General features: G+C 51.7%; 28 protein-coding genes. 12 read left to right on the forward strand and 16 right to left on the reverse strand.

Annotated features, from left to right (window positions below; genetic code table 11):
* Nucleotides 1-3: 3 nt before the first annotated feature.
* The gene (gene trxA, locus ABC502_RS11860) at nucleotides 4-330 is read right to left on the reverse strand and encodes a thioredoxin TrxA (RefSeq protein ID WP_091343963.1); all 327 of its coding nucleotides are present in this window, start codon (nucleotides 328-330) and stop codon (nucleotides 4-6) included.
* A 103-nt stretch (nucleotides 331-433) separates the two neighbouring features.
* Between trxA and rhlB the strand changes: the two genes are divergently transcribed.
* The 5 genes from rhlB to rhlP all read left to right on the forward strand — a co-directional run bounded on the left by rhlB (nucleotide 434) and on the right by rhlP (nucleotide 4,884).
* A complete protein-coding gene (rhlB, locus tag ABC502_RS11865) occupies nucleotides 434-1,717 on the forward strand; it encodes an ATP-dependent RNA helicase RhlB (RefSeq protein WP_330088841.1) in 1,284 nt (427 codons plus the stop codon).
* Nucleotides 1,689-3,212, forward strand: a complete 1,524-nt coding sequence (gene gppA, locus ABC502_RS11870; RefSeq protein ID WP_345916031.1) for a guanosine-5'-triphosphate,3'-diphosphate diphosphatase — start codon at nucleotides 1,689-1,691, stop codon at nucleotides 3,210-3,212. Before rhlB ends, gppA begins: the two co-directional genes overlap by 29 nt.
* A complete protein-coding gene (locus ABC502_RS11875) occupies nucleotides 3,209-3,685 on the forward strand; it encodes a GNAT family N-acetyltransferase (RefSeq protein WP_345916032.1) in 477 nt (158 codons plus the stop codon). Before gppA ends, ABC502_RS11875 begins: the two co-directional genes overlap by 4 nt.
* 1 nt (nucleotide 3,686) lies before the next feature.
* On the forward strand, nucleotides 3,687-3,929 hold the full coding sequence (locus ABC502_RS11880; RefSeq protein ID WP_345916033.1) for an N-acetyltransferase: 243 nt from the start codon (nucleotides 3,687-3,689) through the stop codon (nucleotides 3,927-3,929).
* Between the two features lie 106 nt (nucleotides 3,930-4,035).
* Entirely contained in the window at nucleotides 4,036-4,884 is an 849-nt protein-coding gene (gene rhlP / locus ABC502_RS11885) for a rhombotarget lipoprotein (RefSeq protein WP_345916034.1), read from the forward strand.
* Between the two features lie 30 nt (nucleotides 4,885-4,914).
* On the opposite strand, the gene hemB is transcribed toward rhlP, so the two are convergent.
* The 11 genes from hemB to ABC502_RS11940 all read right to left on the reverse strand — a co-directional run bounded on the left by hemB (nucleotide 4,915) and on the right by ABC502_RS11940 (nucleotide 13,403).
* A complete protein-coding gene (gene hemB / locus ABC502_RS11890) occupies nucleotides 4,915-5,925 on the reverse strand; it encodes a porphobilinogen synthase (protein WP_345916035.1) in 1,011 nt (336 codons plus the stop codon).
* The gene (locus tag ABC502_RS11895) at nucleotides 5,912-6,688 is read right to left on the reverse strand and encodes a GGDEF domain-containing protein (protein ID WP_330088846.1); all 777 of its coding nucleotides are present in this window, start codon (nucleotides 6,686-6,688) and stop codon (nucleotides 5,912-5,914) included. Before ABC502_RS11895 ends, hemB begins: the two co-directional genes overlap by 14 nt.
* Nucleotides 6,685-7,476 (reverse strand): TatD family hydrolase, encoded by a 792-nt coding sequence (locus ABC502_RS11900; RefSeq protein ID WP_345916036.1) that lies wholly within the window; start codon nucleotides 7,474-7,476, stop codon nucleotides 6,685-6,687. The genes ABC502_RS11895 and ABC502_RS11900 overlap by 4 nt, the downstream gene beginning before the upstream one ends.
* 3 nt (nucleotides 7,477-7,479) lie before the next feature.
* Nucleotides 7,480-7,983: a hypothetical protein gene (locus tag ABC502_RS11905; protein WP_345916037.1), complete on the reverse strand. Its 504-nt coding sequence runs from the start codon at nucleotides 7,981-7,983 to the stop codon at nucleotides 7,480-7,482.
* A complete protein-coding gene (gene tatC / locus ABC502_RS11910; RefSeq protein WP_345916038.1) occupies nucleotides 7,973-8,728 on the reverse strand; it encodes a twin-arginine translocase subunit TatC in 756 nt (251 codons plus the stop codon). The genes ABC502_RS11905 and tatC overlap by 11 nt, the downstream gene beginning before the upstream one ends.
* Nucleotides 8,706-9,038, reverse strand: coding sequence for a Sec-independent protein translocase protein TatB (gene tatB / locus ABC502_RS11915; protein WP_330088850.1), 333 nt, complete (start codon nucleotides 9,036-9,038; stop codon nucleotides 8,706-8,708). The genes tatC and tatB overlap by 23 nt, the downstream gene beginning before the upstream one ends.
* The gene (gene tatA / locus ABC502_RS11920) at nucleotides 9,039-9,275 is read right to left on the reverse strand and encodes a Sec-independent protein translocase subunit TatA (RefSeq protein ID WP_330088851.1); all 237 of its coding nucleotides are present in this window, start codon (nucleotides 9,273-9,275) and stop codon (nucleotides 9,039-9,041) included.
* 34 nt (nucleotides 9,276-9,309) lie between these two features.
* Nucleotides 9,310-10,938, reverse strand: a complete 1,629-nt coding sequence (gene ubiB, locus ABC502_RS11925) for a ubiquinone biosynthesis regulatory protein kinase UbiB (protein WP_330088852.1) — start codon at nucleotides 10,936-10,938, stop codon at nucleotides 9,310-9,312.
* 3 nt (nucleotides 10,939-10,941) lie between these two features.
* Nucleotides 10,942-11,547: an SCP2 sterol-binding domain-containing protein gene (locus ABC502_RS11930; RefSeq protein ID WP_345916040.1), complete on the reverse strand. Its 606-nt coding sequence runs from the start codon at nucleotides 11,545-11,547 to the stop codon at nucleotides 10,942-10,944.
* Nucleotides 11,547-12,302 (reverse strand): bifunctional demethylmenaquinone methyltransferase/2-methoxy-6-polyprenyl-1,4-benzoquinol methylase UbiE, encoded by a 756-nt coding sequence (gene ubiE, locus ABC502_RS11935; protein WP_330088854.1) that lies wholly within the window; start codon nucleotides 12,300-12,302, stop codon nucleotides 11,547-11,549. Before ubiE ends, ABC502_RS11930 begins: the two co-directional genes overlap by 1 nt.
* Nucleotides 12,303-12,380: 78 nt before the next feature.
* Nucleotides 12,381-13,403: a diguanylate cyclase gene (locus ABC502_RS11940; RefSeq protein WP_330088855.1), complete on the reverse strand. Its 1,023-nt coding sequence runs from the start codon at nucleotides 13,401-13,403 to the stop codon at nucleotides 12,381-12,383.
* Between the two features lie 310 nt (nucleotides 13,404-13,713).
* On the opposite strand from ABC502_RS11940, the gene ABC502_RS11945 reads away from it, so the two are divergent.
* Nucleotides 13,714-15,453 (forward strand): DUF885 domain-containing protein, encoded by a 1,740-nt coding sequence (locus ABC502_RS11945; protein ID WP_345916041.1) that lies wholly within the window; start codon nucleotides 13,714-13,716, stop codon nucleotides 15,451-15,453.
* 37 nt (nucleotides 15,454-15,490) lie between these two features.
* On the opposite strand, the gene ABC502_RS11950 is transcribed toward ABC502_RS11945, so the two are convergent.
* Both ABC502_RS11950 and ABC502_RS11955 read right to left on the reverse strand, forming a co-directional pair.
* Nucleotides 15,491-15,730 carry a hypothetical protein gene (locus ABC502_RS11950; protein ID WP_345916042.1) on the reverse strand — a complete coding sequence of 80 codons (240 nt, stop codon included), beginning with the start codon at nucleotides 15,728-15,730 and terminating at the stop codon, nucleotides 15,491-15,493.
* A 52-nt stretch (nucleotides 15,731-15,782) separates the two neighbouring features.
* The gene (locus tag ABC502_RS11955) at nucleotides 15,783-16,244 is read right to left on the reverse strand and encodes an EVE domain-containing protein (RefSeq protein ID WP_330088858.1); all 462 of its coding nucleotides are present in this window, start codon (nucleotides 16,242-16,244) and stop codon (nucleotides 15,783-15,785) included.
* Between the two features lie 79 nt (nucleotides 16,245-16,323).
* On the opposite strand from ABC502_RS11955, the gene tesB reads away from it, so the two are divergent.
* Nucleotides 16,324-17,202, forward strand: coding sequence for an acyl-CoA thioesterase II (gene tesB / locus ABC502_RS11960; protein ID WP_330088859.1), 879 nt, complete (start codon nucleotides 16,324-16,326; stop codon nucleotides 17,200-17,202).
* Here the strand turns inward: tesB and plsB are convergent.
* Complete coding sequence (gene plsB / locus ABC502_RS11965; protein WP_345916043.1) at nucleotides 17,199-19,658, reverse strand: glycerol-3-phosphate 1-O-acyltransferase PlsB; 2,460 nt, start codon at nucleotides 19,656-19,658, stop codon at nucleotides 17,199-17,201. The genes tesB and plsB overlap by 4 nt on opposite strands.
* Before the next feature lie 134 nt (nucleotides 19,659-19,792).
* On the opposite strand from plsB, the gene lexA reads away from it, so the two are divergent.
* The 5 genes from lexA (at nucleotide 19,793) to ABC502_RS11990 (ending at nucleotide 24,950) form a co-directional block, all read left to right on the forward strand.
* Entirely contained in the window at nucleotides 19,793-20,416 is a 624-nt protein-coding gene (gene lexA, locus ABC502_RS11970) for a transcriptional repressor LexA (RefSeq protein WP_345916044.1), read from the forward strand.
* A 386-nt stretch (nucleotides 20,417-20,802) separates the two neighbouring features.
* Complete coding sequence (gene coxB, locus ABC502_RS11975; protein WP_330088766.1) at nucleotides 20,803-21,906, forward strand: cytochrome c oxidase subunit II; 1,104 nt, start codon at nucleotides 20,803-20,805, stop codon at nucleotides 21,904-21,906.
* 3 nt (nucleotides 21,907-21,909) lie between these two features.
* Entirely contained in the window at nucleotides 21,910-23,496 is a 1,587-nt protein-coding gene (gene ctaD / locus ABC502_RS11980; protein ID WP_330088762.1) for a cytochrome c oxidase subunit I, read from the forward strand.
* Between the two features lie 9 nt (nucleotides 23,497-23,505).
* Nucleotides 23,506-24,069 (forward strand): cytochrome c oxidase assembly protein, encoded by a 564-nt coding sequence (locus ABC502_RS11985; protein ID WP_345916045.1) that lies wholly within the window; start codon nucleotides 23,506-23,508, stop codon nucleotides 24,067-24,069.
* A 2-nt stretch (nucleotides 24,070-24,071) separates the two neighbouring features.
* Nucleotides 24,072-24,950 carry a cytochrome c oxidase subunit 3 gene (locus tag ABC502_RS11990; protein ID WP_345916046.1) on the forward strand — a complete coding sequence of 293 codons (879 nt, stop codon included), beginning with the start codon at nucleotides 24,072-24,074 and terminating at the stop codon, nucleotides 24,948-24,950.
* A gap of 33 nt (nucleotides 24,951-24,983) precedes the next feature.
* Here ABC502_RS11990 and ABC502_RS11995 read toward each other — a convergent pair whose 3' ends face one another.
* Complete coding sequence (locus ABC502_RS11995) at nucleotides 24,984-25,193, reverse strand: DUF2909 domain-containing protein (RefSeq protein ID WP_330088759.1); 210 nt, start codon at nucleotides 25,191-25,193, stop codon at nucleotides 24,984-24,986.
* Between the last annotated feature and the right edge of the window lie 6 nt (nucleotides 25,194-25,199).

Here is a 25,199-nt window from a genome sequence, read left to right on the forward strand (position 1 = left end):
TTATCAGATATTGCTGTCCAAAAACTCTTTTAATTGCGTTTTGGATAGGGCGCCCACTTTGGTCGCTGCAACCTGACCATTTTTAAATAACAGCAAGGTAGGAATGCCGCGAATGCCGTATTTAGGCGAGGTATTCGGGTTTTGATCGATATTCAGCTTGGCAATGGTGACTTTTCCTTGATATTCACCCGCTACATCGTCCAGAATGGGCGCGATCATTTTACAAGGGCCACACCATTCAGCCCAAAAATCGACTAAAACAGGTTGTTCAGCGTTCAGTACATCGGTTTCAAAACTATCGTCTGAAACATGTAAAATCAGGTCACTCATTGATTGTCTCCGTTATTGAACTGGGCAGATCGACTGCAAAAAATGTCATCAATTTAAACGCGGCTGTTTCCTAATGCAAGGCGAACAGTTATGCTAGGCTGGTATGAATAAAACACACTTAACATCGCACAAGTTCGCCGATTTCGCATTGGCACCACAGATCCTGGACGCACTGAACAGTCTGGGTTTCAGTTATTGTACTCCAATCCAGGCGCAGTGTCTGCCCCTGGCGCTGCAGGGCAAAGACATCGCCGGCCAGGCTCAGACCGGAACCGGTAAAACCCTGGCGTTTTTAACCGCCACCTTTCACTACTTATTGAACAACGAGCCCAGAGGCTCGGGTCAGCCGCGCGCTATCATTATGGCTCCTACGCGCGAACTGGCGGTTCAGATCCATCAGGATGCGGTGGCACTGGCAAAAAGCGCTGGTTTTCGCCTTGGTCTGATTTATGGGGGCGAAGGCTATGATTCTCAACGGCAGTTGCTGGAACAAGGCGTCGATATTTTGATCGGCACCACTGGCCGCTTGATTGACTATCAGAAGCAGGGCCTGTTTCAGCTGGATCAAATTCAGGTGGTGGTATTGGATGAAGCCGATCGGATGTTCGATTTGGGCTTTATCAAAGACATCCGCTTTTTATTCCGCCAGATGCCCCCGGCCAACGAGCGCCTTAGCTTGTTATTCTCGGCGACTTTGTCCTACAAGGTGCAGGAGCTGGCGTTTGAGCAAATGAACGAACCGGTGCACATTCACATTGAACCGGATCAGATGACGGCCAGTCGCATCAGCGAAGAGCTGTTTTATCCATCCGATCCGGACAAAATGAAGTTGTTACTTACCCTGATGGAAGAAGAGTGGCCGGACAAAGCCATTGTCTTTGCCAACACCAAGCACAGCTGTGAGAACGTCCATGCCTGGCTGGAGGCCGATGGTCATCGGGTAGGTTTATTGACCGGCGATGTGGTACAGAAAAAACGGCTGAAAATTCTGGAAGACTTTACCAGCGGCAAGCTGGATATTCTGGTGGCAACCGATGTCGCCGCCCGTGGTCTGCATATTCCGAAAGTGAGCCATGTCTTCAACTTCGATTTGCCGGACGATTGCGAAGATTATGTCCACCGTATTGGTCGTACCGGCCGGGCGGGCGAAAGTGGCAAAGCCATCAGTTTTGCCTGTGAGCGCTATGCGCTAAACCTGACGGCGATTGAAGACTACATCCGGCATCCGTTGCCTGTGACCCAGTACGATCCGGATGCGTTGTTAACCGATTTAACGACACCCAAACCTCGGGCTCGACGTCGAACCACCACAGCACGCAGTGGGGGTGGTAACCGTGGTCGCAGCGGATCCAGCTCAAATGCCAGCCGACGTCCACGCAGTCGCTGAGCCAGCCCGCTCAGATCAACAGGATATCTACGCCGTCATCGACCTTGGCTCCAACAGCTTTCATATGCTGATGGTCAAGGTGGTTGGCGGCAGTGTGCAGGTGATAGGCCGGGTCAAGCGTAAAGTTCGGCTGGCCGCCGGTTTGAATGAAAACCTTGTGCTAAGCCGCCGGGCGATGAAGCGCGGCTGGGAGTGTCTGGCGCTTTTTGCCGAGCGTTTGCAGGATATTCCGCCACAAAATGTCCGCATTGTTGGCACCGCTACTTTAAGGTTGGCCCGCAACGTCAAAACCTTTTTGCACGATGCCGAGCATATCTTAGGGCATCCTATCCGGGTGATCAGCGGCGAAGAAGAAGCCCGCATTATCTATCTGGGCGTGGCCCACACCTCCAACTGCGAACAAAACCGTCTGGTCATTGATATTGGTGGGGCCAGCACGGAAATTATTATCGGCAAAGGTTTTGAACCACTCAAACTCAGCAGCCTGCATATGGGCTGTGTGACCTTCCTGGACGCTTACTTTGCCGATGGCTTACTGACTGAAGACAATTTCAATGCTGCTATTGCTGCTGCAGAGCAAACGCTGGCGCCGATTCTGGCGGAATTTACTGAGTTGGGCTGGCAGGTGGCAGTGGGGGCTTCTGGCACGGTGCAAGCAATGCAGGAAATTCTGATTGCTCAGGGGCTGGATGAAACCATTACCTTGCAGCGACTGGAAGCCATTATGCAGCAAGCGGTGGTCTGTGGTCGGCAGGATCAACTGAGCCTGATTGGTTTAGCGCAGGAGCGGCGGCAGGTGTTTCCATCGGGCCTTGCCATTTTGATTGCTTTGTTCCGTGCGCTGGGTATCAAAGGCATGACCTTATCGGGTGGTGCTTTGCGTGAAGGCGTGCTGTACAGCATGCTGCCTCAGCTGCAGGAAAGCGATGTGCGTCACCGCACCATGGCCAGCCTGATGGTGCGTTATCATATCGATCAGCAACATGCCAACCGGGTGGCGGATATGGCTCAGTCGTTGGCACAGCAACTCAGCCCGCGCTGGTCACTGACTGCGTTTGATGGCCTGGGTTTACTGCATGGTGCAGCACTTTTGCATGAGCTGGGCCTGTTGATAGAATACAAAAACCACCATCACCATGGTGCTTACATCATCAGCCACTCCGATTTACCCGGTTTTACCCGGGCCCAGCAGCAGCTGCTTATGGCGCTGGTGCATAATCACAGAGCCGATATCAACCGGGAACTGATTGCTAAACAGACCATGACTTCGGTGCTGCTAACGGTGCGACTGACGCGGATACTGCGATTGGCCGTGGTGCTGTCGATGCGCCGGCGGCACGAAGCCCTGCCCAATGTCACTCTAAGCGGTAAAGGTGAGCAATTGGTGCTGCAATTGCCCGCTGGCTGGCTCGATCAGCACCCGCTGATGCGGGCCGAGCTGGAGCAGGAAGTACAATACCAGCAGGCCGCTGGTTGGGAGCTGGAGCTGCAGTGAACATCACGCTGCGTCCTTGCCCTACGCCGGTGCCAACCGAAGTCAGGCAGTTGAGCGTAGCGTCGGCGCAGCAGGATTTTGTTCTGCCTGTTAGCGACGTGATCACTCAACAGCGTGAAGGTGAACATTTCCAGTTGGTGTGTCATCAGCAACACGCAGTGGGCTTCTTTTTGCTCGATAGTCATTACAGTGCTTATCATGCCTTTGCGTTGCCAAAGGATTTGGGGTTGCGTTGTTTTTTTATTGACCAGACGGCACAAGGGCGGGGCATCGCCGGAGCGGTTTTGCGTGAGCTGCCAGCCTATTGTCAGCAGCACTTCCCCGGCTTCCAGCGGCTGGTTCTGACTGTTAATTGCCGCAATCAGCAAGCTGCTCGTTTGTACCAAAAACATGGTTTTGCAGACAGTGGCCAGTTGTACCTGGGTGGCTCGGCCGGGCCGCAGCATATTTTTTGTCAATCTCTGAGGAATTAACATGCGCTACGCCATTGAGCACCAACCCGAGCTGCAGCGTTTTCGCATTGTGCAACAAGGCGAAGAAGCGTTGCTGGAATACCAACTGCTTGGCGATAGTGTCGATTTCTGGCGCACTTATGTACCGGATGCACTGCGTGGCCAGGGTATGGCTGAGCAACTGGTTCGGCATGGCCTCGCCTGGGCACAGCAACAGCAATTGGCAGTTCAGGCTAGTTGCTGGTATGTGCAGAAGTTTTTGTAATCCCACTCTGGGCACTATAAAAAGCGGATACCTCCATGTTACACCGCTTGTCGCCATCTTCAGTTACATGCTATAAAAGCTCAGTTAATGTCTATGGTGCTTGAATATGAAATCTTATCCGTACACCTTTTTGGTGCTGTGCTGTGTGTTTCTTACTGGCTGTGCCGGGCAACAACAAGGGGTCCGAAGTAGTGTGGTGGATTTTTTGTATCCGGATGCACAAGAAGTGATTCAGCCGGGTATGGCGGAGCTGACCTTGCCACTGCGGGTTGGTATTGCCTTTGTACCAGAAGACCATAGCTACCGACGCGGTGAATTGATTGGCCGCCCCGGCAGTGGCTACAGTGAGCTGACAGCTCCAATGAAAGCTGAACTGCTTGAGCAGGTCGCCAACAGCTTCCGGCAACTGGACTATGTCGAATCGATCGAAGTCATTCCAACCACCTACTTAAGACCTAGAGGTGGCTTTACCAATTTAAATCAAATCAAGACGATGTATGGCATCGATGTGATCGCGCTGGTGTCTTATGACCAAGTGCAGTTTACCCACGACAGCGCTCTGTCTTTAACCTATTGGACCCTGGTTGGAGCCTATCTGTTTAAGGGTGATAAAAATGATACCAGCACCCTGATGGATACGGTGGTATATGACATAGCCAGTCAGCGCCTGTTGTTTCGCGCACCGGGTCAAAGCGAAGTGAAAGGGCGCTCAACCCCAGTAAACTTATCGGCTGAGTTACGGCAGGACAGTCGTCAGGGCTTCGCGTTGGCTATTGATGACATGACCATGAATCTGCAGCAAGAGTTAAAGCAATTTGAACAGCGACTGAAAGATCGCCCTGCCGACATCCGGGTCGCGCAGCGCAGCGGTGGCAGTGGCGGTGCGGTTGCTGGCTGGATGCTGTTGCTGGGACTGTTGTGGCTGACAGTGAAGCATGCCAGGCGGAGAGGCTAAACATTCACTAATCGCGTAGAGCGGTCTTGTTCAGACCGCGCTTTCTTTCAGCCAAACCGCAACTTTTTTGGCGAAATAGGTCAGGATGCCATCGGCACCAGCCCGCTTAAAGGCCAGTAGGGATTCCATAATGACCGGCTTTTCTGCCAACCAGCCGTTTTGAATGGCAGCCATATGCATGGCGTACTCGCCGCTAACCTGATAGGCAAAGGTCGGGACGCCAAATTCGTCTTTGACCCGCCGCACTATGTCTAAGTAAGGCATACCAGGTTTCACCATCACCATATCGGCGCCCTCCGTTAGATCCAACGCCACTTCGCGCAAGGCTTCATCGCTGTTGGCCGGATCCATCTGGTAGGTCTTTTTATCACCGCCCTTTAGGTTAGCGGCAGAGCCAACTGCATCGCGGAAGGGGCCATAGTAGCTGGAAGCGTATTTGGCGGAATAAGCCAGAATGCGGGTATGGACGAAACCGGCTTCTTCCAGCGCCTCACGAATCGCGCCAATGCGGCCATCCATCATATCCGATGGCGCTACCACATCGGCGCCGGCTTCGGCATGCGACAGTGCCTGTTTCACTAAAGCTTCGGTGGTGACATCATTCACCACATAGCCACTATCGTCGATAATGCCATCCTGACCATGAGTGGTGAAAGGGTCCAGTGCCACATCAGTAATCACACCAAGCTCCGGCACGGCAGCTTTTAGTGCCCGCACTGCCCGCTGGGCCAAGCCATCCGGGTTCCAGGCTTCTTCGGCCTGCAGCGATTTCTTTTCTGCTGGTGTAACAGGGAAGAGCGCGATGGCAGGAATGCCCAGCGCAGCCAGCTGTTTTGCTTCTTCGACCAGCAGATCCACACTCAGGCGTTCAATGCCCGGCATGGAGGCAATGGCTTCACGCTGCTGCTCACCTTCCAGCACAAAAACCGGGTAAATCAAGTCATCCACAGTTAGCCTGTGTTCTGCCATCAGCCGACGGCTAAAATCAGCCTGACGCATCCGGCGCATCCGGGTCCATGGAAAGTCATTAGGGTTTGGCATGTTTGGGAGCCTTTTGTTCGGTGGTGTTGGTAATACTCTTTAGCACAGCAGGTGAGCTGATAACCTGATTACGGCCTGAATTCTTCGCTTGATATAAGGCTTTGTCGGCATTGTGGATATAGAGCTCCATACTGCTGTCCGAGCTGGCAACAGCCGCATAGCAACCCGCACTGATAGTGATGGCAAGTTGGTGCTGCTGTACCGGCAAAGGCTTCGCTGCCAATTGGCTGCGAATCCGCTCTGCCACCTGCAAAGCGCCCGTGATATCGGTGTTGGGCAGGATCAACGCGAACTCCTCGCCACCATAACGACAGACCAGATCACTGCAGCGCTTAAGTTGGCTCTGAATAAAGCCTGCAACTTGCCGTATCACCTGATCGCCTGCCAGGTGGCCGTACTCATCATTCACATGTTTGAAAAAATCGATATCAAGCAAGATCAGTGCTAGTGGCCGCTGTTCACGACGGCTACGATTTAATTCGGCCTGGATTTTGCGGTCAAAGTAAGCCCGGTTTTTAACACCTGACAGCGCATCGGTGGTACTTTGTGTTTCCAGTTCCTGGTTCTTCTCTGCCAGTTCCTGCAAGGTAATCTGTAGTTCCAGCGTACGTTCTGAGATGGTGTTTTCCAGCTCTGCCGCCAGCCGTTCAATATGCTGGCGATGACGCCAGATAAGCCATGGCACCACCACCACCAGCCCGCCTACCGCACCTAGCAGTAGCGCGAGCAAGATATCAGGCTCTGTCCAGGCAACCGGACTCATTCAGCGCCTCCGGCTTGTTGCAATAAAGTCTGGCTGTTGTGCCAGCAATGCTGCTGCAGTTGTTCAAGCGTAATATTTTTCAGCTTAGCCACCTGCTGAGCGATAGCCAGCAAAAAAGCAGGTTCATTGCGGCGGCTTTTGGGTTTTGGTTGCAAAGTACGTGGCAGCAGATAAGGCGCATCAGTTTCCAGACAGATCCGGTCCAGAGGTAAATACTGTAAGGCAGCCACCAATTCCTGATTACGGCGCTCGTCACAGAGCCAGCCTGTAATGCCAATATAGAGCCCTAAATCCAGATACGCTTTCAGTTGGTCCGAGTTGCCGGTAAAGCAATGGGCGATGCCATGCCTGACATGGTGCTCTTTCAGCAGAGCTATTTGTGTGGTAAAGGCATCGCGTTCGTGCAGATAGACAGGCAACTGAAGCTCTTGTGCTAATGCCAGCTGAGCACTAAAAACCGTGACCTGTGCTGACTGGCTGGAGAAGTTACGGTTAAAATCCAGGCCACACTCACCGATGGCAACGACGCTTGGGTGTGCAACCAACTGCCGGAGCTGTTCCAGCCAGTCATCAGCAATGTGCTCAGCCTGATGGGGATGGACGCCGGCAGTACTGACACAGGCAGTATGTTGGCTGCACCAGTGTTGATTGTGTGCTGTCTCGGTCAAATCTGAGGCAATCAGTAACAGCTTGCTGATACCGGCCTGGTGCGCACGTGCCAGCACCTGTTCTCGATCGCTATCAAATTGCGAGCTGAGCAGATTTACACCAAGATCAAACCAGCTCATGGCTTAATTGACCCTGCGCACACGCGTGGTACGGTTGTTATTATCATTGCCCAGCATAAACGAGCCTAAGGCGGCACGACGAATGAAGTGGACCTGGCCTTCTTCCACCGGGTAATGTTCCACTGAGTTCTGCCGCCAGATCTGGCCGTTATCGAAGCTGATCACTCGATGTCCGCGGGCATCCTGCCGTACTGCGGTGACTGTCGCATAAATTCGCTCAAGTTGTTCTTCCGGCCGTTGGGTTTGTCTGCCAAACTCTGCCTCGTAGGCTTTTGTTGTTTCAGGCAGGTTGGCGCCCTGCGGGTTCTCTGCAAACTGCCTGGTGGTGTTTTGCTCTGGCTGCTGTGCCGTGCTTGCCAACTGATCATAGCAATGCAGGCGTGAGGCGGTATCCTGCTGTTGCTGGCATTGGGCTAAAGCCTGACGCAAGGTTAATTCTGCAGCTTGGGCTGGAATGGATAGTGGCGCAAGGGCAACAAGCAGGAACATGAGCTGTTTAGCGTTCATCGTTGATCTCCTGGTCTGACTCGGCTTTGGGCTGGTAGAACCGACCTAGCAGTAAGCCACACTCGAATAAAATCCACATAGGGATAGCCAGTAATGTTTGTGAAATTACATCCGGAGGTGTTAACAGCATACCGGCAATAAATGCCCCAACAACAATGTAAGGGCGTTTGGCAGCCAGCGCCTGGGGGGTAGTGGTACCAGACCAAATAAGCAGTAAAATCACCACCGGTATCTCAAAAGCGATACCAAAAGCAAAAAATAGCTTCAGTACAAAATTCAGGTAGCTGCTGATATCGGTAGCGATGGTGATGCTCTCAGGGGCATAACTGCTGAAAAAAGCAAATACTATGGGAAAGACCACATAGTAGGCAAAAGCAATACCCCCATAAAACAACAGGGTACTGGATATCACCAAAGGTGCGACCAATCGCCGCTCCTGCTGATAGAGTGCCGGGGCAATAAACTGCCAGAGTTGAAACAAGATATACGGAATGGCCAGCGCAATGGCGACCATAAAGGTGAGCTTAAAGGGCGCGAAAAAAGGCGAAGCCACGTCGGTTGCAATCATGCTGCTACCTTCTGGCATGGTGGCAATCAAAGGCATCGCCAGCAGCTCATAGAGATCGGCAGCAAAATACGCCAGACTGGCAAAAACCAGCAATACGGCAATAATGCAGCGCAATAATCGGTTGCGCAGTTCGACCAGGTGCCCCAACAAACTGTCAGGTTCGGCGTGAGTCGTCATGATGCTCTGTTGTATTCTCTTTCGGTGCCGTGCTGGCTTTGTTGACATCGGCAGCAGCCTGCTTTAATTCAGCAACTGCCGCTTTTTCATCATCGGTTAAATCAAGAAAGCCTTTTTGCTCGGCCTGCTTTAGTTTCTGATGCAGCTCATGGACCCGCAGGTTGTCGTTCAGCTCTGCTTGCATTTGCTGACCAAAGTGCTTCACCGAGTTGATGGTACGACTGACGGAGCGAATCGCTCCGGGCAAGCGCTCAGGGCCCAGTACCAACAAGGCGACAACAGCAATAACAAGCAGTTCCCAGAAGCCCATTTAGTGCTTTTCGCGCTCTTTGGTTTTCGTGGCGTCAGCCTGTTCACGCTCCGTAGGTTTACTCAGCTGCTCCGGATCCTCTTTAGGTGTTTCATCATCTTTTACGGAGTTACGAAACCCTTTGACAGCGGAACCCAAATCCGAGCCAATCCCACGTAATTTCTTGGTACCAAACAGCAACACAATGATTGCCAGGACAATCAATAATTGCCAGATACTAATGCCACCAAATCCCATATCAATGCCCTTAAACCACAGTATTCAATTCAGGTTACGACCATACTGCTTTCGCAGCAAAAAATAAAGCACCAGTTGCGGTTAATGCGGTTGCGAGCAAGCTGCCCGAGCTAAGCAGAATGCAGCTGGCAATCAACAGCGAGCCGGCAGCAATGGTTGCCAGCAAACGGCGGTGCTGCTGCTGGCGCTGCAAGAGTTGCTGTGCGACCAACTCGTTGAGAGCTTGTTGTTGTCTTGGCAACTGTTCCAGGGCACGATGCAATAAGCTGGGCATCTGCGGCAGCTTTTCAGCCCAAAAGGGGGCATTGTCCTTAATTTGCCGCCACAGCGCCGGCAGGCCTATCTGCTGCTGTAACCAGTTCTCTAAGAAGGGTTTGGCGGTTTTCCATAAATCGAGCTGTGGGTACAGCTGGCGGCCTAAGCCTTCAATGTACAACAGTGTTTTTTGCAACAATACCAACTGTGGTTGTACCTGCATATTAAAGCGCCGGGCTGTACTAAAGAGGTTAAGCAGAACATGACCAAACGAAATATCCGCCAGAGGCTTTTGAAAGATAGGCTCACAGACGGTACGGATGGCACTTTCGAATTCTTCCACATTGGTGTCAGCTGGCACCCAGCCAGAGTCCAGATGCAATTGAGCTACTTTGCGGTAATCCCGGTTAAAGAAGGCAACAAAATTTTCTGCCAGATAGCGTTTGTCTTCACTGTTCAAAGTGCCGACGATGCCGCAATCGATGCCAATGTATTTTGGGTTCTCCGGGTGGTCTCGTGAGACAAAGATATTGCCAGGATGCATATCCGCATGGAAAAAGCTGTCGCGAAATACCTGGGTAAAGAACACCTCCACACCACGTTTGGCCAGTAGCTCCATATCGGTGCCCTGGGCCTCGAGGGCTGTGATGTCGGAGACCGGAATGCCATAAATGCGCTCCATCACCATCACATTGCTTCGGCAGTCATCGCTGTAGACATAGGGGATATACAGCGAGTCGGAGTCCATAAAATTGCGTCGCAACTGAATGGCATTGGCTGCTTCGCGTTGCAAATCCAGCTCATCCAGAATGGTCTTGCGGTATTCGGCGACCACTTCACGAGGGCGGAAACGTTTACCATCCGGCAAAAAGCGTGCTGCAGCTTCGGCTGCTGTTTCCATCAAGGACAGATCTGCCAGGATTTGCCTGCGTATGCCTGGGCGGATAACTTTGATCACCACATCGGCATCAGGGCCATCCACTTGCTTCAAGGTGGCCGCATGTACTTGTGCGATGGAAGCGGATGCCAGCGGTTGCAATGAGAAGGCACTGAACTTGTCGTTAATGGCGTGCAGGCCCATTGCCTGCTCAATCAACTGCTGGGCTTGTTCACCAGGAAAGGGGGCTACTTTATCTTGTAGCTTAGCCAGTTCATTGGCCCAATCGGCGGGTAGCAAGTCCCGACGGGTTGATAGCATCTGTCCCAGTTTGATCCAAACAGGGCCCAGACTTTGCAAGGCAAGCCGAAGTCGAACGCCCTGAGGCTCATCCGGGTGCTGATTGCGTAGCCAAAACGCACTTTTACGAAGCAAGCGCAGATACCAGGGACGATGCTTACTGGGAACCAGCTCATCCAGTCCGTATTGCAATAAAGTTTTTTGGATCTGATAAAACCGACCGATACGCATCGGTTACTCCTGCCATTGTTTCAGTTGATATTGCAGTTGCTCCAGCCTGGCATGCAACTGGCTGACCTCTGCACTGAATTGTTCAAGTTCATAGTTGCTGGGTGTCAGTTGCAGTTCATCTTGCACCAGCTCACGGCTCATTTGCTGTAACTCACGACTTTTGGCGCCAATCAAGGCAATGAGTTGCTGTAGCAGTCGCTGCAATTTGTGGGTCAGGCCATCGCCAAGATAGCTGGCCGCTTTGGCCTCCCAATCGGGTTGCAATTGTTGAAAGAAGCTGCTGAATTGTTGCGCTACCTGGATGTCACCTTCAATCTGCACGGCCTCTTGCTTGATTAAATGAGTCAGCTGGTTCGGATCGCGCAATTGCTGCAGGCTGACCAAATCGGCTTGAATGCTACAGTCCACAGGCTCTGCGTGCAGATTCAGCAGGATAGTTTGCCGGGTGGCTGTGAGCACCAGGCGCCAGTCGAACTCGGTCAATTGGAAGGCCAATTGGCGGCCTGCCAGCCGGTGCAACTTTGTGATGGCTGCTGGATCCATTGCAATGATTTCAGCCAATGCTTTTTCAGCCAAAGTGCACAGCAGTTGTGGCCCCAAACGCAGCATCAGAACTTGTAACCCCGGTGCAGCGCAACAATGCCACCTGTCAGGTTATGATAACTGACTTCAGCAAAGCCCGCTTGCTCCATCATCTGTTGCAGGGTGTCCTGATCCGGATGCATGCGAATAGACTCTGCCAGATACTGATAACTATCGGCATCGCCAGCAATCAGTTGGCCCATTTTTGGCAACAGATTGAACGAATAAAAGTCGTAGGCTTTATTCAGCAGCTCGGACTGTGGTTTGGAAAATTCCAGCACCAGCAAACGACCACCTGGCTTCAGTACCCGGAACATTGACGCCAGGGCTGCATCTTTATTGGTAACATTACGTAAGCCAAAGGCAATAGTAATAATATCAAAACTGTTATCGGCAAAAGGCAGGGCTTCAGCATTGGCTTGCACATAGTCGATGTTATCGACCAGCCCTTGATCACGCAGTTTATCGCGGCCTACTGCCAGCATCGAGGCATTGATATCGGCCAATATCACTTTGCCGCTGGGGCCAACCCGCTTGGAAAACAGGGCGGTTAAGTCCCCTGTGCCGCCGGCCAAATCCAGCACTTTCTGGCCAGGCCGAACGGCGCTGCAATCAATGGTAAAGCGCTTCCAGAGCCGGTGAATGCCAAAGGACATCATATCATTCATGACATCGTACTTGGCGGCTACTGAATGAAACACATTGGCAACTAAAGAGACCTTGTCGTCTTCTGCCACGGTTTTGTAGCCAAAATGAGTGGTTTTAGGAGTGCGGTCAGACATGTCAGAACCTTGCAAATCAATTCAGCCGCTAGTGTAAAAGATCTGGCCCTAAGACGCCAACGGATCCGGCAGCGATGCTTAAATCGTTTGCAGCATGACCTCGGTTGCGACCTGGTTACGGCCCCGGTGTTTTGCCAACTGCACTATCTGGTTGGTGCGAGCCAGGAACTGTTGCCAGTTCTCTTTTGCCTGAAACAAGGACACTCCCAGTGAAATAGTGATTTTGGGCAGCGTTTTCTTATTGCGTGACGAGACAAAGCGCAGCTTTTCGACCCCTTTTCGTACCTGTTCAGCAATTTCACTGGCCGTACGTAAATCGACATCCGGTAGCAAAATTAAAAACTCTTCCCCACCTGCTCGTACCGGCAAACCACTGTCTTGCACATAGCTGCGTACTTTGCGTGCCACCTTACTCAGAATGACATCACCGATGGTATCGCCATAATCCCGGTTAAACTGGCGGAAATGATCCAGATCAACAGCAATGGCTGCAATGTGTCGTTCTGGTTGCTCACTAAGCCAAAGCTCCAGATGCTCTTGCATGGCCAATCGGTTGTACAGGCCGGTAAGGGGGTCAAGCAACCGTTGTTGCTTCATTTTCTTTAGTTCAGTGCGTAGCTGTTGGCTTTGTTGACTGGCATGATCCAGTTGTTGATAAAGCTGCTTGTGACTGAGTCGTATTTTTTCTGTTGCTTCAATAAGCTGAAGCATATTTAACTTAAGGGCTGGGTCCTGGCTGCTTAATTCCGGCAGATGATGATCAAGCAGTTCCAGATAATCGCTGGCCGCTTCCTGAGCCTGATTGGTGCAACCAGACAGCCGACTGACCATACCACTTACCCGCTGCACCAGTTGCTCGTTCTGTTGCGGGGATTTTTCAATCCAGTGACTGTAAAACTCAGCCATTATGAAGTCATCAAAATGCAGTTTAGCTGAAACACGTTGCTCAATGGCCTGACACAAGCCAGCATTTTGACCACTGCTGTATTCGTAGCTGACGGTATAGTTGACCGGGTGCGGCGCTAAATTGTGCCTTAACAGGAAAGCCGCTGCCTGAGACGATTTTTCGCGCGCCAGGGCAACCGGGTCATTATACATCATGACAAGGTGAACTCCGTTTGGATACTTGATGAAACCTAGTTCTGCTTCGATAGAGCAAGAACCAGGCGATCTGTTGTTTTGCCAGGCAAAGCAATACGTATCGCTTGTAATTTCCTATAACATAACGGCTTCAGCTGCGTTCGCCAAGTTTTTTTTAACGCTCAGTCCGGAATCTTCCAAAGCCGGTGAGCAGTCATTGCTAAAGGCAGTTGAAATGCGTTTAACGGACCGGTGGAAGCGTTAGTAGCTGCTGGACTTCTGTAACAGTCGGGTTAGAATTTGGCAACAACACCGACGTTGAGGGAACACCATGCGATTTATGATTTTGGGTGCGGCTACTTATATGCTGCTTGGCTGTGCCAGCCCGTCATCCATTCCTGTACTTCAGGATACCACTTTCGATACTTTTGCTACCGAGTTATGGCAAGCGGAACAGCAACGCAGCAGACCGGTGGCTGGTTCGCTGGCTGATCTATCTGCCAGCCACCTGGCTGCGATGGCTGCCGAGCGGCAGGACTGGCTGGCGCAGCTGGATGCAATAGATGTATCGGCCTTGTCTGAGCAAAATCAGATCAATCATGCCATTTTGCGCTACCGGTTGGCCAATAGCTACGATCAGTATCGCTTTGGTGCTCACCGCATGCCGTTAACTGCAGAGTCTGGTTTTCACAATAGCCTGGCGTTTATGGCGCAGCGGGGTGGGTTCCGTCAGCACAGTGATTTCGAGAATTATCTGAGTCAGCTAGAGCAGATGCCGCGGTATTTTCAGCAGCAAATGGATTGGATGCGGCAGGGCCTGGCCGATGGCATGACACAGCCACAACAGGTACTCGGTGGTTTTGAACAAAGTATCATTGCCTATGTGACCGAGCGCGCAGAAGACAATGTGTTTTATACGCCATTCCGGCGTCAGCCAGAAGGGATTGCTAATGCCGACTGGCAGCAACTGACCGAGCGCGCCAAAGTATTGATCCAGCAAGCGGTGAATCCGAGTTATCAGGCGTTTTATGACTTTTTTGTGGGCGAGTATTATCCCAATGCCCGTCAAAGCATCGGTGCCAGTGAACTGCCCGATGGCCATGCGTACTATCAAAACCGGTTAGAACATTACACTACTTTGCAGCTGACACCGGCAGAAATTCATCAGATCGGTCTGGACGAGGTGGCTCGTATCCGGGCTGAAATGCAGCAGGTAATCGATTCTCTGGGTTTTGAAGGAAGTTTTGCCGATTTTGTAAATTATTTACGGACCGATCCAAAATTCTACGCCGAAAGCCCACAGCAACTAATGCATTATGCGGCTTACCTGTCGAAGAAAGCCGATGCTGCCTTGCCCCGGTTTTTTCTGCGTGAGACGTTGCCCAGAACCCCATACGGCGTAGCACCGGTACCAGATGAGATTGCACCCAAATACACCACAGGTCGTTATTTAAGTGCTAATACCGATCGGGATGCCGGTTACTACTGGGTCAATACCTATGCGCTCAATCGCCGGCCTTTGTATGAAATGGAAGCCCTGACACTGCATGAAGCAGTTCCAGGCCATCATTTGCAAATTGCACTATCGCAGGAAATGGCGCAGTTGCCGGATTACCGCCGAAGCTTTTACACCTCGGCATTTGGTGAAGGTTGGGGCCTGTATGCGGAGTACCTTGGTCTGGAGATGGGCTTTTACCAAAACCCATACGACAACTTTGGCCGGCTGTCCTTTGAAATGTGGCGGGCGGTGCGCTTAGTGGTGGATACCGGCTTGCATGCCAAAGGCTGGAGCCGGCAAGAGGCGATCGACTTTTTGGCCAGCAACAGCGCTTTGTCGATGCACAATGTGGTGACGGAAATTGATCGCTACATCAGTTGGCCTGGTCAGGCGCTGTCCTACAAGCTGGGTGAGTTGACCATTCGCCGTTTGCGTCAGGAAGCAGAGCAAGCACTGGGTGCCGGCTTTGATGTACGTGAATTTCACCATCAGGTGCTGAAAAATGGCAGTGTGCCACTGCAGGTACTGGAGCAACAAATTCATCAGTACATCGCAGAAAAGCGTCAGAACTGACGCACATAAAAAAACAGCAGCTCAGGCTGCTGTTTTTTTAATGCCGCACGGAAATTTTCGGCTCAGTATCAATTTCGCCGTCCTGATCGATGGCGGCGATCCGATTGCCGGCCAACAGTACGGCCAGATTACCGGTGGTGGAGTGCCGGACAAAAGCAAGTTGGTAACCGTACCGCTGTAATTCGGCGACCGAGAATTTTTGGGCCAGATTAAGTTCGTCCCAGATTTGCTGCGTTTCCCTGTTCGACTGGCGCCTTTCAATAAGAGCAGTCTGCATGATTGAACACCTTATTTTCCAGTTGCGTCGAAAAGTTACAGTCCTGATTGGACTAAGTCGTCAGGCTAACAATAAACTGCCACTGCGCTGCTGTCACTGGCATGACCGATAAACGGTTGCCTTTTCGGACCAATGGCATCTCAATCAGTGTACTGCTTTTTTTCAACTTGTCGAGTGGCACAAACCGGGCAAACTTTTGTGTGAACTGAACATCCACTGCTATCCAGCGTGGAGCTTCAGGTTTGGCTTTGGCATCAAAGTACGGACTGGTTGGCTCAAACTGGGCAGGATCCGGATAGGCAGCTCGGCTGATACGGGCAATACCCGCTATGCCGGGGGGCTGGCAACTGGAATGATAAATAAATACCAAATCATTGAGTTGCACCTGGTCGCGCAAAAAGTTGCGGGCCTGATAGTTGCGCACACCATCCCAGACAAAACTACGTGCTGGCTCTGCCGCCAAATCGTCAATACTGAGTTCTTCCGGTTCGGTTTTAAAGAGCCAATATGCCATCAGGTGAATGCTTCCGTCTTGGAATTTATTGCTATACTAGCGCCATCGTTCAGGTTGTTAAAGCAAAATGCAGGTTGCTATGAGTCAGGTATTGGATAAGTTGTTGTCGTTACTGAAGCTGGAACCCATCGAGCTAGGGCTCTATCGTGGGCAGAGCCAGGATTTGGGTTTTAAAGCCGTATTTGGTGGCCAGGTGATGGGGCAGGCCTTGTCGGCAGCCAAGGCAACCATCGAAGAAGATCGCAAAGTGCACTCGTTTCATTCCTATTTCTTGCGGCCGGGTGATGCCAGCAAGCCCATCGTCTACGAAGTGGAGAATATCCGTGATGGCAAAAGCTTTAGCACACGTCGGGTGCGGGCTATTCAGTTTGGCAAGGCTATTTTTTACCTGACCGCCTCTTTCCAGCGCGAGGAGAGTGGTTTCGAGCATCAGGATACAATGCCGGAAGTACCGGGACCCGATGAGCTGGTATCGGATTTGGACTTTTACCAGCAACATGCTGATAAAATTCCTGCTGCGCTTCGTAGCAAGTTTATTTGTGAAAAACCGATTGAAATGCGGCCGGTTGATTTTCAGAACCCGTTCGAGCCTAAGCACAGTGCCCCTAAGCGCTATGTCTGGTTCAAAGCCAATGGCACCATGCCGGACGACTTGCGGATACACAAGTACTTGCTGGCTTATGCATCGGACTTTAACTTCCTGCCTACGGCGCTGCAACCGCATGGTCATTCCTTTATGGCGCCGAATATGCAGGTGGCCACCATCGATCATGCCATGTGGTTTCATCAGGATTTTCGCTTTGACGACTGGCTGCTGTATGCGGTGGATAGCCCAAGCGCCTCGGGTGGCCGGGGCCTGGTGCGCGGCCAGTTCTATGACCGTGCCGGCCGTCTGGTGGCTTCGACCATGCAGGAAGGAGTGATTCGTCAGTATCCGGTTACTGCAAAGCCAGCCTAAAGGGCTGGCTGACACTGCCCGTTGGCACAGCTATGCACCAGACGCTGAATGCTTTGCAACACATCCGAATGCAGCATGGCATTGACTGTGTCGGTCAGCAGGCGCAGGCTGTTGGTGCCGTGCAAGCTGCCATCATCGGCAATCTGCAGGTGCTGCGCTTTACGCAGTGCCTTCATTAAGGTGGCAAATAACTGTTTATCCAGATACTCCGGTGCTGTGATGCCGTGCAGAGTTAGTAGCCTGCCGGCCAAGGCCTGGCTTTGTTGTTCCAGCTGCGCACGCTGCCAGCCTGAGCTTTGTTGCAACAGGTTCAGCACAATGGCATAACGTTGCAAGGTATCTGTGGCGATGCCTGCCAGCAGGCCGAGTTGGCGATAGCCGGCGTCTTGCTGTGGTACAGGCCTGGGTCCTTGCTCGGGTTGCTCAATCAAGCCGGCTTTTGCCATAAAATCGAGCAATGGGTCGGATAAAGCACTGTGTTCTGTTTTCAGGTAGAGCTCGGTAGCCAGCAAAGGGTAAAGCAATGCCATGGTTTCGGCTAGTTGTTGCCCACTCAGATCCCGTTGTCGCAGCAGAGCCGATGCCAGTATGGCAGGCAAAATAAATAAGTGAATGATGTTGTTACGGAAGTAACTTAACAAGATCGCCTGCTCCGGCTCCAGCGTGATGATCTGACCAAAATGATCACTGCTTTGCTGAATTTTGCCAAGGGCAAGGGCGTGCTCGATCATGTCGGCAGCACTGTGCTCTGGCAGGCTGATGCGGCTATGGTAGGGTAAGCATTGCTGCAGCCGGATATAAAGCTCTAATTGCTGCTCCAGTTCAGAGCGAGCCAAGGCTTTATGGCGGGTAGCCAGCAGTACCAAGGCAATCAGATTGATAGCATTCAAGGCTGCAGACTGGTTGATGTGCACCATAATGTCGGCCGCCAGCTCATCCACCACGCTTCCTAACCAGGCAGGTTTAGGCACAGTGCTGTATTCGCGCAGGCGCTTCCAGTCGGGTACCCGTTCGGAGAGATAAGTATTTAATGAAATCGGCTCAGCGAAGTTGATGTAGCCAAAGCCGTAATTACGCAGTTTACGAATGGCTTTAAAGACACCAAATACCGACTCTTTTTGTTTGGCTGAACCTTTTAGTTCGCTCAGGTAGGTATTCACTTCCATCACATGTTCGTAACCCAGATACACCGGCACCAGCGTGATAGGCCGATCGGTGCCTTGCAGCAGGGTTTGCACCGTCATGGCCAGCATGCCGGTTTTTGGGGTCAGCAACCGGCCTGTTCTGCTACGGCCACCTTCCGGGTAAAACTTTACCGCGTACCCTTTGTTAAACAATTGGCTCAGGTACTCACGAAATACGGTGGAGTAGAGCTTATCGCCGCTAAAACTGCGCCGGATAAAAAAAGCGCCACCACGGCGAAAGATAGGGCCGGCTGGCCAAAAGTTCAGATTCACACCGGCCGCAATATGCGGTGGTACTAAGCCTTGATGATAAATAACATAGCTCAGCAGCAGGTAATCCATATGACTGCGATGGCAAGGCACATAGACAATTTCATGGCCTTTTTGCGCCAGCTCCTGCAACTGCTTGCTATGATGAATCTTCAGGCCATGATAAAGCTTGTGCCATAACCAGCTCAGGACTCTGTCGCCCACCCTGAGGGTTGATTCACGGTAATCAGCGGCAATTTCCAGCAGTAACTTACGGGCATGTTGTCTGGCTTTTTCGGTTGTTATCTGACGGGTTTTCGCTTCATCGGCAATGGCCTTTTTCACCGCTGGTTGCGCCAGAATGGCGTGTTGCAGTTGTGTGCGGCTCATCAACCGTGGGCCGGTGGCTGCCAGCCGCTGCCGGTAAAAGTGAATGCGTGACATCCGCAACAGCTTGCGCGCAACCACCGGGTTAGCACCAAATTGTGCTGCCATCTGTTGCAACTGAACCGGTGGACTAAAGCGGATCAAAGTATGGCGGCCGGAAATCAGAACGATTAAAAGTTTTGCCAGCCAGTTGGGTGAATGGGCCTCACCGAGCAGCCACTTGATGCTGTTTTCTTTGCCTGGAGTACGACCCCATAGAATGGCAGCAGGGATCAGCTGGGCATTCAACTCGTCTTGCTGTTGGTGGGCTTCTAGCAAGGCCAGTCCTTGTTGTAAGGCGGTGGTTTGGCGGCGACCACCCAGCAACTGATGCGGTTTCTCCAAAAACAAAATGCGAGCATGACGCTTAGAACCCAGCTTCACCGTGCTAAGGGGATCAGGCAATTGCAGCTGTTGACAGACCCGACGCAGCGTTGCCAGGTCACTGGCTGACTCGGTATGACAAATATAAAAAATCGGCCGCTTGGTATCCAACTGCAAGTCGGCAACAGGATCGGCCGGCAACAATTTAAAACGCACAAAAGGGCGCAATGGCCATTTCAGTAGAGATGCGAGCCACTTTAATCGCAGCAACATAGCGAGCTTCCGTCCAGATAAAACCGCTATTTTAGCATGGCTAAACCAGAGGCGGCAGTGCTGGCTGTTTCGACTTGGCATTTGCTGAAATGCTGTATATACTGACAGTATTTACTGTACAGGTAGCCAGCATTATGAGACCACTTACTGCACGCCAGGCCGAAATTTTACAGTTACTGCGTGATTACCAGGCTGAAACCGGGATGCCACCAACCCGGGCAGAGATTGCCCGCCAACTGGGTTTTAAATCAGCCAATGCGGCCGAAGAGCATTTAAAAGCGCTGGCGCGTAAAGGGGTGATTGAAATGTTGCCCGGTACTTCCCGGGGTTTGCGTATTATCGAAGAGGACGATGCTGCACCTGAACAACTAGGCTTGCCACTGATTGGCAAGGTCGCTGCCGGCCAGCCTATTCTGGCGGCAGAAAATATCCAGGATCATTATCAGCTGGACGCGCACCTGTTCAAACCTCATGCTGATTTCCTGTTGCGGGTTCAAGGCATGAGCATGCAGGATATCGGTATTTTGGATGGTGATCTCCTGGCAGTCCATAAAACCAGCCGCGCGGAGCAGCGTCAGGTGGTGGTGGCCCGGGTCGATGATGAAGTGACAGTAAAGCGCTTTGAACGCCAGGGCAGTATGGTCTTATTGCATCCCGAGAATCAGGATTTCGAAGTGATTCAAGTTGACCTCAGCCAGCAAGAGTTTCAGATAGAAGGCTTGGCTGTAGGTGTGATCCGCAATGGCAGCTGGCTATAAGCCTGGCACTGCTTCTTCGCTAAACTACTGAAGCAAAAAATAGAAAGAGCGCTGGTACGACCACTTGGTTTTGCCGGCGCTTTTGCTATTTAGGGGTTTACACTGAGCACGATTTGGATAATTCTTAGGCAAGAACTGGTGAAAAAATAAGTACCCAAAAAGGGACAGCACCTGTTCCGTAAAACTTTGATAGTTGTCAATCCCTGGCTGGTTGTGTCAAAGCGTTGCGATAAATAATTACAATAAATTCAAATCAGCAATTGCGAAATGTCGGCATGGATTAGGGTAGTACTGTGTGCTTCGTTTCGGCAGTTTGCTTTTTGCAAAATGTCAGAGGAGAAGTAAACGTGGCGAAAACGAGAAGTTGGCGTTGGTCGCTACCGGCCTTGTTGTTGGCAGGCCAGGCTCATGCAACTGGATCTCAGTTTAACATGACCCCTGGAGTAACCGATATCAGTCAGCGAGTCTATGACTTGCATATGACGATTTTCTGGATCTGCTGCGCTATTGGTCTGGTAGTATTCACCGCGATGTTTGTATCCATTATCCTGCATCGGAAATCCCGTGGCGTAGAGCCCGCAACCTTTCATGAAAGTACCAAAGTGGAAATTATCTGGACAGCGATCCCGGTGCTGATCCTGATCGTGATGGCTATTCCTGCCACCAAGGTACTGATTGCGATGGAGGATACCAGTGACTCCGATGTCACGGTATTGATCACAGGCTCGCAGTGGCGTTGGCATTACGAGTATCTGGATTACAACATCGATTACTTCTCCATTCTGGCAACCCCACGTGGTCAGATAGAAGGCCGCTTGCCAAAAGGTGATAATTACCTGCTGGAAGTCGATAGGCCGCTGGTGATACCGACCGGCAAGAAAATCCGCTTTTTAATGACTTCCGATGATGTGATTCATTCCTGGTGGGTGCCTGCTTTCGCGATTAAAAAAGACACCAATCCAGGCTTTATTAACGAAGCCTGGACCATGGTGAATGAACCCGGTATTTACCGTGGCCAGTGTGCCGAGCTGTGCGGTATGGACCATGGTTTTATGCCGATTGTGGTGATCGCCAAGGAACCTGAAGACTTTGCCATCTGGGTGGAACAAGAAGAAGCCCGGATTGCTGCTATCCGTGAAGAAGAGCAACGTTTGCTGGCACTGCGGATGGACATTGATGAGCAAATGGCGTTGGGTGAACGGGTGTATCTGGCGCATTGCGCTGCCTGTCATCAGCCAAGCGGAGAAGGCTTACCTCCCATGTTCCCGGCGCTAAAAGCCAATCGCGTCACCACGGAAGATCGCGCTGAGCATATCAAAGTGATGGTGGATGGCCGGCCTGGTACCTCGATGGCATCTTTTGCCCGTCAGCTGAGTTTGCGTGAGCTGACCTCCGTCATCACCTACACCCGAAACGCCTGGGGCAATGATACCGGCGATGTGGTGCAGGCGGTTGAAGTCTATGAGTACATGCAGGGCAAAGGGGAGTAAAGCATGAGCACAGTAACTACTGCAGATCAGCATGATGCGCATCACGATCACAAGCCAACGGGCATAAAACGCTGGCTGTTTACCACCAACCATAAAGATATCGGCAGTCTCTACCTGATGTTTGCCCTGGCGATGTTTTTCCTGGGCGGCGCTATGGCCATGGTGATCCGGCTGGAGCTGTTCCAGCCAGGCTTGCAATTTGTCGACCCGCAATTCTTTAATCAAATGACCACCATGCATGGTTTGATCATGGTGTTCGGTGCTGTGATGCCAGCCTTTACCGGCCTGGCGAACTGGATGATCCCGATGATGATTGGGGCACCGGATATGGCGCTGCCACGAATGAATAACTGGAGCTTTTGGATCCTGCCGTTTGCCTTTTTGATCCTGATTATCTCGATGTTTCTGCCTGGCGGTGGCCCGGACTTTGGCTGGACCTTCTACGCACCTTTATCCACCACTTACAGCAATGATAGTACTGCGTTGTTTGTGTTTTCGGTACACATTATGGGAATCTCATCCATTATGGGGGCCATCAACGTCATTGTCACTATCGTCAATATGCGGGCACCGGGCATGACCTGGATGAAGCTGCCATTGTTTGTCTGGACCTGGCTCATCACCGCCTTTCTGCTGATTATGGTAATGCCGGTACTGGCCGGTGTGGTCACCATGGTGCTGACTGATAAATACTTTGCCACCAGTTTCTTTGATGCGGCCGGTGGTGGTGATCCGGTGTTGTTCCAACATATTTTCTGGTTCTTTGGTCACCCGGAAGTGTACATCATGATTTTGCCGGCCTTTGGTATTGTTTCAGCCATTGTACCTACCTTTGCCCGTAAGAAACTGTTTGGTTATGCTTCTATGGTCTATGCCACTGCCAGTATTGCCATCTTGTCGTTTCTGGTTTGGGCGCACCATATGTTTACTACCGGTATGCCGGTGTTCGCGACGCTGTTCTTTATGTACACCACCATGTTGATTGCCGTACCCACCGGGGTGAAGGTGTTTAACTGGGTGGCTACCATGTGGCGCGGTGCTATGACTTTTGAAGTGCCGATGATGTTTGCGCTGGCCTTTATTGTGCTCTTTACCATCGGCGGCTTATCTGGCGTGATGCTGGCAATTACCCCGGCTGATTTCCAGTACCATGATACCTACTTTGTGGTGGCGCACTTCCATTACGTGCTGGTGTCCGGTGCGGTGTTCTCCATCGTAGCAGCCGTCTATTACTGGCTGCCGAAATGGACTGGCCATATGTACGATGAGAAGCTGGGCCAGCTGCATTTCTGGTGCTCGTTGATTTCGGTCAATCTGTTGTTCTTCCCGATGCATTTTGTTGGCCTGGCAGGTATGCCGCGTCGTATTCCGGACTATGCGCTGCAATTTGCTGACTTCAATGCCTTTGTCAGCGTTGGTGGTTTCTTGTTTGGTCTGTCGCAGTTGATCTTCCTGTGGGTGGTGATCAAGTGCGCGCGCGGTGGTGAAAAAGCACCGGCTAAGCCCTGGGAAGGAGCCGAAGGGCTGGAGTGGGAAGTACCGTCACCGGCACCTTACCATACCTTTGATACCCCACCAGAGATCAAGTAGGAGGCGGTGATGAATGCGAAGCACAGCACCCTGATTGGCAAGCTTAGCTTGTTGGTGGTCGCCATGTTTGCGTTCGGTTATGCCCTGGTGCCGTTGTACGATGTATTTTGTGACATCACCGGCATCAATGGCAAAACGGCGTCCGAGCCGGTATCGGCAGAAGCGGCCATTATTGACACCAGCCGGGAGATCACCATTGAGTTTATCGCCCGGCCCAATCAGCAAATGCCGTGGATTTTCAAACCGGAAGTACGCCGGATGCGGGTGCACCCGGGCGAGATCCATATTATGAACTATCTGGCCGAGAACCCAACCGGTCGGGCCATAGTTGGCCAGGCCGTACCGTCAGTATCGCCGGGTCAGGCAGCACTGTTCTTTCATAAAATAGAGTGTTTCTGCTTTACCCAGCAGTACCTGGCCGGTGGCAACGACATGTTGATGCCACTTCAGTTTTATGTCGATCCGGCGCTGCCAGCACAGTTTAGTACCATTACGCTGTCTTATACCCTGTACGATGTTACCAGCCAGTGGCAGGACAGCGGCCAGGACACTGCAACAGAATTTGGGGAATAACAATGAATAACGAAGGCTACCAAAAATATTATGTGCCCGATCAAAGTCCCTGGCCGCTGGTTGGCGCCATTGCTTTGTTCTTTATTGCGCTTGGCGCGGGCTTTTTTGTCATTGATATGAGCAAAGACCAGAGTGGCTGGGGCGGTTATATGCTTTTGTTTGGCATCGCAATTTTATTTGTGATGCTGTATGGCTGGTTTAAAAATGTGGTGGATGAGTCGATGGCAGGGCTTTACAGTCCGCAGATGGATCGTTCTTTTAAGCAGGGCATGAGCTGGTTCATCGTGTCCGAAATTATGTTTTTTGCGGCTTTAATCGGTGCTTTGTTTTACGCCCGTTTTATTGCCGTGCCCTGGTTGGGTGGCGCCAGCAACAACGAAATGACCGGTGCTATTTTGTGGCCAGGTTTTGAGGCTGTCTGGCCTCTTCTGACCACGCCGGGTGGTACGGAAACTCAGGCCATGGGCTGGGGCTTGCCTGCTATCAATACGGTGATTCTGGTGGTTTCATCCATTACCCTGCACTTTGCTCATACCGGGTTAGAGCAGAATAAGCGTAGTCAACTGACTGGTATGTTGGCTATTACCCTGATCCTGGGGATGATCTTTCTTTGTCTGCAAGGCTATGAATACGTGCATGCCTATCGCGATCTGGGGTTGCGCTTTGATTCCGGCGTTTACGGCAACACCTTCTTCTTACTGACGGGTTTTCACGGCATGCATGTATTGCTAGGTGCTTTGATCCTGTTCTTTGTGTTGATGCGGGTGATAAAAGGACATTTCACACCGGAAAAACATTTTGCCTTCCAGGCGGGTGCCTGGTACTGGCACTTTGTCGATGTGGTTTGGTTAATTGTGTTCTGTCTGGTGTATGTGTTGTGAGCCGCTGGGGTGCAGACCCCAGCCATTGTCAACTCAATAGGGGCGAGGGTTGGGGGTAATGATGCCGGTGGCCATGGCTAGCAGAATGAGTACCAAAACCAGGGCAGAGAACAGCACCCGTTTGCCTAAAAACTGACTCATACGGACAGTGCCGGGGTCACTACGCAACATCGTAAAGAGCGCACGGAATAAATTAAATACAATAAAGAGCAGTAGTGCGATGATGACAAGCTTTAACCACATAATGTT

Origin of the sequence: Alkalimonas sp. NCh-2 (genome assembly GCF_039631345.1) — a bacterium.
GTDB lineage: Bacteria > Pseudomonadota > Gammaproteobacteria > Enterobacterales > Alteromonadaceae > Alkalimonas > Alkalimonas mucilaginosa.